At 39.9% G+C, this 10,445-nt stretch carries 9 protein-coding genes; 8 read left to right on the forward strand and 1 reads right to left on the reverse strand.

All coding sequences use genetic code 11. The features are described from left to right. Window positions 1-7 precede the first annotated feature (7 nt). The 4 genes from V7659_RS14325 (at window position 8) to V7659_RS14340 (ending at window position 4,486) form a co-directional block, all read left to right on the forward strand. Window positions 8-844, forward strand: coding sequence for a GNAT family N-acetyltransferase (locus V7659_RS14325; protein ID WP_335540581.1), 837 nt, complete (start codon window positions 8-10; stop codon window positions 842-844). Window positions 845-950: 106 nt separating this feature from the next. Beyond that, on the forward strand, window positions 951-1,886 hold the full coding sequence (locus tag V7659_RS14330; RefSeq protein WP_335540573.1) for a manganese-dependent inorganic pyrophosphatase: 936 nt from the start codon (window positions 951-953) through the stop codon (window positions 1,884-1,886). A 418-nt stretch (window positions 1,887-2,304) separates the two neighbouring features. Continuing rightward, the gene (locus V7659_RS14335; protein WP_335540574.1) at window positions 2,305-3,138 is read left to right on the forward strand and encodes a DMT family transporter; all 834 of its coding nucleotides are present in this window, start codon (window positions 2,305-2,307) and stop codon (window positions 3,136-3,138) included. Window positions 3,139-3,169: 31 nt separating this feature from the next. Continuing rightward, window positions 3,170-4,486: a uracil/xanthine transporter gene (locus V7659_RS14340; RefSeq protein WP_335540575.1), complete on the forward strand. Its 1,317-nt coding sequence runs from the start codon at window positions 3,170-3,172 to the stop codon at window positions 4,484-4,486. A gap of 57 nt (window positions 4,487-4,543) precedes the next feature. On the opposite strand, the gene V7659_RS14345 is transcribed toward V7659_RS14340, so the two are convergent. Further along, on the reverse strand, window positions 4,544-6,391 hold the full coding sequence (locus V7659_RS14345) for a helix-turn-helix domain-containing protein (protein ID WP_335540576.1): 1,848 nt from the start codon (window positions 6,389-6,391) through the stop codon (window positions 4,544-4,546). Between the two features lie 284 nt (window positions 6,392-6,675). Between V7659_RS14345 and V7659_RS14350 the strand changes: the two genes are divergently transcribed. The 4 genes from V7659_RS14350 to V7659_RS14365 all read left to right on the forward strand — a co-directional run. Then, on the forward strand, window positions 6,676-7,923 hold the full coding sequence (locus V7659_RS14350) for a Zn-dependent hydrolase (RefSeq protein ID WP_335540582.1): 1,248 nt from the start codon (window positions 6,676-6,678) through the stop codon (window positions 7,921-7,923). 15 nt (window positions 7,924-7,938) lie between these two features. Then, the gene (locus V7659_RS14355; RefSeq protein WP_335540577.1) at window positions 7,939-9,123 is read left to right on the forward strand and encodes a M20 family metallopeptidase; all 1,185 of its coding nucleotides are present in this window, start codon (window positions 7,939-7,941) and stop codon (window positions 9,121-9,123) included. Window positions 9,124-9,234: 111 nt separating this feature from the next. After that, a complete protein-coding gene (locus V7659_RS14360) occupies window positions 9,235-9,432 on the forward strand; it encodes a DUF3311 domain-containing protein (RefSeq protein ID WP_335540578.1) in 198 nt (65 codons plus the stop codon). Then, on the forward strand, window positions 9,432-10,445 hold a 1,014-nt coding region (locus tag V7659_RS14365; RefSeq protein ID WP_335540579.1), incomplete at its 3' end, for a sodium:solute symporter family protein. The genes V7659_RS14360 and V7659_RS14365, both read left to right, overlap by 1 nt.

Below are 10,445 nucleotides of genomic sequence, written 5' to 3' on the forward strand. Positions count from 1 at the left end.
TAAAAAACTGACAGAATGTACCATCCAAGATACGATAACAGCTTGGAATCGAGGATTTGAAGGCTATTTTGTGCAATTAGAAATGACACCTGAATTATTCTTTAACCGGTTGGTCAATGAAGGATTATCGTTAGAGCATTCTTTAATAGCTTTTGACGAAGAAAAACCTGTAGCGATTGTTTTAAATGGTTTCCGCGTCATCGACGGACAAAAAACATCTTGGAATGGGGGGACCGGAATTGCTACTGAATACCGGGGGAAGGGTGTTTCCAAGATGTTAATGGAGGCAGCCTTAAACGTTTATGCTGAAGAGGGAGTCGAAGTTGCCACCCTTGAAGCCATAAAGGAAAATGAAAGGGCGATACGATTATATCAACGATTTGGCTATGAGATTACTGATTCCCTTGTTTATCTTAGTGGTACAGTAGACTTGAAGGCCACACCGATTTCCCACGAATCGATTCGGCCCGAACAGCTCCAAACCTACCATTTTTACAAAGAGAATCTTCCATGGCAGTGTCAGTGGCAGAGTGTTAAGTCAGGAGAAGCGCAGATTTATTATGACGAGAATCAGAATCCACTTGGCTACTCTTTATTCAAAAGGGTTTGGAATCAAGAAGGGCAGTTGGAGAAGGTAGTGCTTTATCAGCTTGAAATATTCGCTGAGTTGAAAGAGGAATCGATTAAGTCAATAATGAGTACGATAACAAGAGAAAATAAGAATCCCATTAATTTCATGACCATAAATGCGTCATTATCTAATCCTGTCACTTTAATATTACAAGATTTAGGCTTTGTAAAAACAACAGAGCAAGTCCAAATGGTCAAAAAAATAGATCAATAAAAATTTTTTGAATCCTAAATCATATTATTATATAATTTGCGTTAGGGCCATTCTCAGGTCGATTGGGCTTGACCTACATAAAATAATAGGATTAGGAGAAAAACAAATGGAAAAAGTACTTATTTTCGGTCACAAAAATCCTGACACCGATACAATTTGTTCTGCGATTGCCTATGCAGACTTAAAAAAACAATTAGGGATGGATGTTGAACCTGTCCGTTTAGGGCAAATCAACGGGGAAACACAATTTGCGCTTAACCAATTCAATGCAGAAGTTCCACGTTTGGTTGAAGCAGTTGCAAGTGAAGTGAACTCAGTTATTTTAGTCGATCACAACGAGCGCCAGCAAAGTGCCAATGATATCGCAGATGTTCGAGTCCTAGAAGTTATTGACCACCACCGTATTGCGAACTTCGAAACGAGCGATCCATTGTATTACCGCTGTGAGCCTGTAGGTTGTACAGCAACGATCTTAAATAAAATGTATAAAGAAAACAATAAAGAAATTAGTAAACCAATTGCAGGTTTGATGCTTTCTGCGATTATTTCTGACTCTTTATTATTTAAGTCTCCAACATGTACACCAGAAGATATTGCAGCAGCACGCGAGTTAGCTGAAATTGCTGGAGTGGACGCTGATACTTATGGACTTGAAATGCTCAAAGCTGGAGCAGATGTTCGTGATAAATCCATTTCTGAACTCTTAAGTCTGGATGCAAAAGGATTTGACATGGGTACAAGTAAAGTAGAAATCGCTCAAGTGAATGTTGTTGATACTGCGGATGTTCTTGCTCGCCAAGAAGAATTGGAAGCAGCGATCTCTTCCATAATTGAAGAAAAGAACTTAGACTTATTCTTGTTCGTGGTAACAGATATTTTAACAAACGATTCAGTTGGTTTAGCATTAGGTAACAAAACAGCTGCGGTTGAAAAAGCTTATAATGTTTCCCTTGTAAATAACACGGCTACACTAAAAGGTGTCGTTTCTCGTAAAAAGCAAATTGTTCCAGTTTTAACAGATATTTTTACTAAAGGTGAATAGTAAAATAAACCGTTCATGGAGATTTCCATGGACGGTTTTTTTTCTTTTATTTAATCAGTGGAAATGGAAGTGGCAGATAAATTACTGAAAGTGGCCGATAAAATGAAAAAGCGGCAGATAAATACTAAAAGCGGCAGATAAAGTATTCAAAGTGGCGGATAATTCAAAAAGCATTAAAAAAGGTAGCTAAAAAGTCGCCTTTGAACAAGGTTCCAGTCCGAAAAAATATTAGTTTTTCATAAAAGGCTTAAAACTGAGGCATGAATAGGAAAATCAATTTCTTTCGAAGCCGTGTTTTAGATGATAATGTTCTAAAAATTAAATTCCTTCTTTCCATCGACAATCTTTTGTTGTAATCTATTAAATATTTAGAAAACCGAAATTATCATAAAATTCAACAGGAGGAAGGAAAATTCGCATGCTGTTTTTGTCATTAATCAGTTCTTTTTTTAATGCACTGAATGCGCTTTATGCCAAGAAGATTGTTGGAGAAATGAAGGATAATAATAGTTTCATAGTTACTTCATTTGCCTACATAGGTTTGTTTCTTGGATTAACATTGCCTTGGCTATATTTATTCAAAGCAAACACTACCTCGATTTCGTTATTAATTTTGGTTGTCCTGCTGGATATGGTCGGAAATTTGCTTTTCTTTAAAGCAATGAACAAAATCGAGGTATCTGTCCTTTCGGTTTACATGGCTTTAACTCCATTGTTCACGTTTATACCAAACTCCATCCTGTATGGCTTCCATCCATTTGTACTTGTGTCTGTTTTGTTTATTATGGTGGGCGTCTATTTCCTAAATTTAAAAGGCCGGAACCCGCTGACCCCATTTCTTGAGCTTAGGAAACCAGGGAATTTATTGGGAATTGCTTCAGCGATTGTTTTTGGTGTGAGTATGGTGCCGTCTCAGCAATTACTTGTTCATGGCTGGGTTAATCCGGTGACACTTTATTTTTACCGGGCTTGCGGGATTGCTTTGATTACCTATCTGATTTATCGTCCTAAGGTATGGTTTCCGAGCTTGCATAAACATCTAAGTTTACGCGGAATCACCGTCATCATCCAATGGGTCTGCTTGTTTACAGCCTTAAAGTTTGCTGATGGAACACTGGTTGTCTCTTTGGCCTTTACGTCACCATTATTTGCTGTGTTCTTGGCGTGGTATTATTTTAAGGAACGGATCACCCCTGCGAAGCTAACGGCATGTGTGATTACGATTTTAGGAATTATTATTACGGTTGTTTAAGGGGAGTTATATATAAAGGAGGAATGAGCAGTTGAGCCGAAAGCACTCGACCACCATGTTCATGGCTGGTCTGCAATGGTTATTTTTCATGTTTGCAAATACTGTGGTCATCCCGTTAACGATCGGGGATGCCTTTGATTTATCGGCAGGGGAAGTAGCAAGCTCGATGCAAAGAGCATTTATTTATACAGGGACAGCCTGTATCTTGCAAGCATTGTTTGGGCATAAGTATCCTCTAATGGAGGGACAATCGGGCTTGTGGTGGGGGGCCATCTTAAGTCTTTGTGCATCTGCTTCTTCCTCTGGCATCAGTTTGGAGGAACTTGGCGGCGGACTTGCGCTTGGGATTATTGGTTCAGGTGTTTTGGTTATGATCCTTGGCCTGTTAGGGATGGGAACAGTGTTAAAGCGCTTATTCACACCTGTTGTGATGAGTACGGTCCTTTTTCTTCTCGCGAGCCAGCTGATTGTTATTTTCACAAAAGGAATGCTTGGCTTAGGTACTGGTGAACAGATTGATATTCCAACAGCAGGATTATCCATCCTGCTAATCATTCTCGTAGTATGGATCAATTTGAAGGGTCCGGGTGTGATTCGCAATTTTTCCATCCTAATTGGAATTGTAACAGGGTGGGTGGTTCATGCTATTTTCTTCCCAGCATCCGCTGCAAATGTAAGTGCGTCTACGGAGTTTTTTCAGTTATTTCCTTGGGGGAAACCTAGTTTTAGCTTGGGGCTTCTTCTTATGACAGTGATCACTGGTTTAGTTAATACAACGAATACAATGGCTTCGATAAAAGGGGTGGAGCCCATCTTAAAGACTTCAACCACAGATAACCAATACCGCCGCTCTTTTGTACTAACGGGAATTAATTCAATCGTTTCAGGGTTGTTTGGGATGGTTCCGTATGCTCCTTATATTTCTTCGCTCGGATTTTTACAGTCTACGCTCATATTTGAGCGGGCACCTATTATCATTGGTGGAGCGATGTTTATTGTCCTTGGCTTGGTGCCTGCACTAAGTAACTTGTTTTCCACTATGCCAATTAGTGTAGGGGATGCAGTTTTATTTGTTGCCTATTTGCAACTATTTAGTGGTGCACTCACCAATTTGAATGGAATTCCTTTTAACCAGCGAACGATCTATCGCATCGCAGCTCCAGTGCTGCTTGGAATTGCCATCATGAATATTCCGTCTGAAATGTTTTCCTCGCTGCCAATGTTGGTTCAACCACTTTTATCGAGCGGCTTACTAGTAGGTATTTTGCTGGCGATTGTCCTAGAAAATACCATTGATTGGTCCAAACTGGAGAATCCCGTGCCTAATGCTGAAAGAAAAATTAGTTAATGAAATGATAAAGGCGCCCCTAAAAAATTAGGGGCGACTAGTTATTTGATATCTGTATCACACCTGTTGGGTTAGTTTGTCTTTTAAAAAAGGATAGAGGCTGACGGCGAGATGAATATTTAAAAATTGTTGGCTATCGGATAAATCTGTGGAAAGAATCTCTTCAATCCGTTTTAAGCGATACATCAGAGTGTTCGTATGAACATGGATGGACTCGGCTGCCTCTTTCGCATTTTGATTGTGTTCAAGATAGGCGAATAACGAAGGGAGGAGTTCTCCTTTTCGAGATTGGTCGTATTCAAACAGCGGTCCTAGCACTTCAATAATAAAATCGATCAGTTCCTCCTCAGTATTTTGAAGTAGAAGCCGTTGAACCCCAAGTTCTTTATAACTGATGACATGATTTTTTCCTCCAAAGCTTTGAAGGAATTGTAAGCATTTTGCTGCTTCCTGCATGGATTTTGTAACTTTTAATAAACTGGAATGGATTCTGCCGATCCCAATTGAAACCGTTGTTCCCCAGTTTTTTATCTGGATTTCCTGCTGGAATTTTGATACTAGTTCCTTCACGCGCTGATGTGTATAGGTGGAGGAAACTTTTTGTTGAAAAGTTAACAGGACAACGATTTGATCGTGATTACGTACGGCCATTCCTTTTAACGGATTTTTTAAAAATACTCGGTTGGCCATTTGGACAAGATGGCGGATGATACTGTTCTTTTTAGGGGTATTGTCCATTTCATCAAGTCGAATCATCAATGCTAAATAATCCCCTAATGGGTCGAAATCCATCTGTTTTACTTTTTGAATGATGTTGCCATCCATTTTACCGGAAAAAAGAACATCAATGAGTTCGCCATTGATTGTTTCCTGTGCCTCAAAAATTGCTTGCTCCTTTACTACTTCAAGCGAGATGACCGTACAAGCATGCTCTAAGGCAGCAATATCCACGTCCCGCATCTTTTCAGGGGAAACGATAATAAGTGAACCAAAAAGAGTCGGCTTTGCTCCGATGGGAAGAATGGTAATACAATGCTTTTCCTCATCCATGTTTGTTTCAAGCAATGAACGTACGTTTCCAGGTGTTCTAATCAACTCCTGTGCTAAATCTCGAATGGTAAATAATTCATCGTCGGTAAGCTTGTATTTAAAAGCAGAGGAGATCAATTCACCAAGGTCATCAAATAATAAGACCGTGTGGCCGGTGGTATCGTGCAGATAGGTAATGATAGAATCGAGACCTTCTCCATGTAATACTAGTTCAGCTAATCGATTATGGATATCAACGGAGCGTGATAACATCTCGTTTTGTTTTGAAATCGTATCATTTAAATCTTCCAACTGTCTTACTGTCTTTTCTTGCTCACTATAAAGGTTTGCTTTCTCAAGGGCTACAGCTGCTTGATGGGCAATCGCTGTTAGAAGATGAATATCCTCTGGGATAAAGTGAAGCGACGGATCAAAAGAATCAAGCGTAATCACACCGATACATTCTCCTTTTGACAAGATTGGAGCACAAATCGATGAATAAGGAAGTGTGGGAATTGATTGATCCATGAGTGCGTGATTTGTTTCCGATAGCGTGGCTGTTGCTTTTTCGACTTCTGTCCGGTTGTGAAAAATCAAACATTTTTGCGCGGAAAAAGCTAAGCCCGTCATCGATTCACCTGGTTTCAATCTTACCCTTGTAATCTCAGATGTGAAGTTACTGTCTGATTTTGGAATAAGCAGATCTTGACTAGAGTCATAAAGGAATAAGACTCCTCCGTGGGCTGCATCAATGACTGAGACCGTTTGGACCATAATGGAATCAATAATCGTATCAATATCAAGTGATGAATTTAACACATTGGAAACATGGATTAATGATTGCAGTTGACGATGGCTAAGTGTTTCTTTCATCATGCACCTCCCATTATAATAAGCTTAAAATAATGTAAAAATTTCATTTCTTTTGTTTATTGTAACAAATTCCACAATAAAATGTGTGGTTTTTGTCAGGAATTATAAAGTGGATGAATGTTATTTGTTCTTATTTTGTGTTTTTACACAAATTGTTTGTTAGGAATTTTGTGAAAAACAACATAACAAATATTCTGATAAGTTTTATAATTGTAAATACATTAAAAATAAATGCCATTCAATTAAAGCATTAAACAAGTAGAAAAGTGGCAGAAAGGATAGCAGCAGTGATTAACGAAGAGAGATTATGGGGTCGTTTGCAACTTCTTAGTGAAATTGGAAAAACCGAATCGAATGGTGTCACTCGTTTGTCTTTCACTTCGGAAGAACGAGCAGCTAAAGATCTTGTCACCACATTTATGAAAGAAGCTGGTTTACAAGTACGTGAGGATGAAGTCGGAAACTTGATAGGCAGGAAGGAAGGGGTAAACCCTGATGCACCTGTGGTATTAACTGGTTCACATATCGATTCAGTTTTTAATGGAGGGAATTTTGATGGACCGCTTGGTGTCCTATCGGCTGTTGAAGCCCTTCAAGTCATGAATGAGCAAGGAATTGAGACAGAACATCCGATTGAAGTGATTGCTTTTACCGATGAAGAAGGGGCAAGATTCAGCTTCGGAATGATTGGCAGCCGGGGGATTGCTGGCACACTAACAGAAGAGGAATTGCTTAATAAAGATAAGCAGGGGATCTCAATTGCCGAAGCGTTCGTCGCAAGCGGTCTTCAACCGGAAGAAATAAGCAAAGCAGCGCGAAAACCTGAAGAGGTGATGGCCTATGTCGAACTTCATATTGAACAAGGGAAGGTCCTTGAAGGACAAAATCTCTCAACCGGGATTGTATCAGGATTAGCTGGTCCATTATGGCTCAAGTTTATTTTAGAAGGGGAAGTTGGTCATGCAGGAGCCACCCCGATGTCAATCAGGCATGATGCCTTGACTGCAGCAGCGAGAGTGATGCTTGTTATCGAAGCAGAAGCAGGTAAAACTGGAACTACGGTAGGCACAGTCGGACAAGTTCAGGTGAACCCTGGTGGAATCAACATCATTCCAGGCCGGGTTGAATTTTCATTAGACCTTCGGGATATAAGTGAAGCTGTCCGCGATGAAGTAGAGGAGAAGATTAGAGTCCAGGCAAAGCAGATTTGTGAGGCCCAAGGTGTTAAGTTAACGATTGAAGACTTACAGCGTGTTGCACCAGCTCCATGTTCTGATATCGTAAAGAGTGCAGCAAAAGACGCCTTTGTTAAATTAGGTCTAGAAAGCTATTATCTTCCAAGTGGTGCCGGTCATGATGGAATGCAATTGATGGACTTATGTCCGATGGGGATGATTTTCATCCGTTCCAAGAATGGAATAAGTCATGACCCAGCTGAATGGAGTTCAAAAGAAGATTGCAGAGACGGTGCAAATGTTCTTTATCAAACCGTTCTAAATCTAGCGGTACAGAAAGTGAATGTTCCAAATAATTAATAGGAGATGTCAAGAATGAAAATCGATACAACAGTAAATCTTAATCAATTAGCAGAAGAAACAAAGGAGCAAGTCATTGCCTGGAGAAGGCATTTGCACCAAAATCCGGAACTATCTTTCCATGAGGAAAAAACATCTCAATTTATTTATGATACATTACAATCGTTTGGAAACTTGGAAATTACTCGCCCGACTAAAACAAGTGTGGTGGCACGATTAATCGGAGCTGAACCAGGTAAAACACTTGCGATTCGCGCGGATATGGACGCCCTGCCAATCCAAGAGGAGAACACTTTCGAATTTGCTTCCCAAAATCCTGGAGTGATGCATGCTTGTGGCCATGATGGTCATACAGCAATGCTGCTTGGTACAGCAAAAATTCTTTCAGGTTTAAAGGATCAAATTAAAGGCGAAGTTCGTTTCTTGTTCCAACATGCAGAGGAGTTATTCCCAGGTGGAGCAGAGGAAATGGTTCAAGCTGGAGTAATGGATGGGGTTGACCTTGTAATCGGTACACACCTATGGTCACCAATTGAAAAAGGCAAAGTTGGCGTGGTTTACGGTTCAATGATGGCTTCACCAGACACTTTCTGGATTACGGTGAATGGAAAAGGTGGACATGCCGCACTTCCACACCAAACCATTGATTCAATCGCTGTTGCTGCACAAGTTGTAACCAATCTTCAGCATATTGTCTCAAGGAATACGGACCCACTTGATAGCTTGGTTATTTCCGTTACCCAATTTATTGGGGGGACTACTCATAATGTCATTCCTGGACAAGTTAAAATTTGGGGTACCGTACGCAGCTTTGATCCAACACTTCGTGAATCCATTCCTGCCAAAATGGAACGAGTGGTTAAGGGGATTACCGAGGCACACGAAGCATCTTACGAATTCAAATATGAATTTGGCTATCGCCCTGTCATCAATGATAACGAAGTGACAGCAGTCATTGAAGAAACAGTTCGAGAAGTATTTGGTGAAGAGGCACTTGATATGATGAGACCAAATATGGGAGGAGAAGATTTCTCTGCATTTATGGAAAAAGCTCCAGGCTGTTACTTCTATGTAGGAGCAGGTAATGAGGAGCAAGGAATTACTTATCCTCATCACCATGAACGTTTTACAATCGATGAAGATGCCCTTGAAATTGGGGTAAAAACCTTCCTACATGCGACATTTAAATTTTTAGCATAATTTACAAAATGCAGAACCTTCGTGCAAACTATATAGATAAATACTTCACGAAGGTTCAGCGATATTAATAGAAAGAAGGCATCATTATAATTTAAAATTGGGGGTTTACCTATGAAATTACATCAGCTTCTTGCAATCATACCGTTTATTGGTTTACTGGGTGGAGTTCCTTTCGCCAATAAAGTCACTCCCTACGTGTTTGGGATGCCTTTTGTTCTCTTTTACATTGTTCTCTGGGTAGTAATTACTTCTGGAATTATGGCGCTTGTGTTTAAAATGGACCCAGCAAATAAGGAGGAGGAGATCTAATGAATACAGCATTAATTATTATTTTTGGATTTTTAGCTTTATCCATCTTCCTTGGTGTTCAAGCCCAAAAAGGGAAGGACATGAGTCTTGAACAATGGTCTGTTGGGGGCCGCGGCTTTGGCACAATCTTTGTATTCTTATTAATGGCAGGGGAAATTTACACTACGTTTACTTTCTTAGGCGGAAGTGGCTGGGCATATGGTAAAGGTGGGCCAACTTATTATATCTTAGGATACGGCTGTTTAGCTTACATCATGTCCTATTGGTTACTTCCAGCAATTTGGAAATATGCGAAAGATAACAAATTAATGTCTCAATCGGACTTTTTTGTTAGTAAATACAAAAGCCCATTACTCGGTGTTTTTGTCTCTATAGTTGGTGTAGTTGCACTAATTCCATATCTTGTCCTTCAATTAAAAGGTTTAGGGATTATCGTTGCTGAAGCTTCTGGTGGATCTATTTCATCCACTGCAGCGATTTGGATTGGTGTTATTGCTGTAACGGTTTACGTAATGATATCAGGAATTCACGGTTCTGCATGGACAGCTGTTATAAAGGATATCATGATTTTGGGGATTGTATTATTCTTAGGTATCTATTTACCAATCCACTATTACGGTGGCTTCCAGCCAATGTTTGAAGCAATTGAAGCAGCAAAACCAGGATTCCTTGCTCTTCCTGAAACTGGTTTAAGTGTTTCTTGGTTTATTTCTACGGTACTATTAACGGCGCTTGGTTTCTATATGTGGCCGCATACTTTCGGTTCGATTTATTCTGCACAAAGTTCAAAGGTATTCCGTAAGAATGCGATTATCATGCCGCTTTATCAATTAGTATTATTATTTGTATTTTTTGTAGGATTTGCTGCCATCCTTCAGGTGAAAGGGTTAGAAGGAGCAGCTGGTGACCTTGCCTTATTAAAACTTTCAATGCAGACGTTTGATCCATGGGTAGTTGGATTAATCGGAGCAGCTGGCTTATTAACAGCGATTGTTCCAGGTTCAATGATTATG

The sequence above is a fragment of the Neobacillus drentensis genome, from assembly GCF_036966985.1.
GTDB lineage: Bacteria > Bacillota > Bacilli > Bacillales > Cytobacillaceae > Neobacillus > Neobacillus drentensis_E.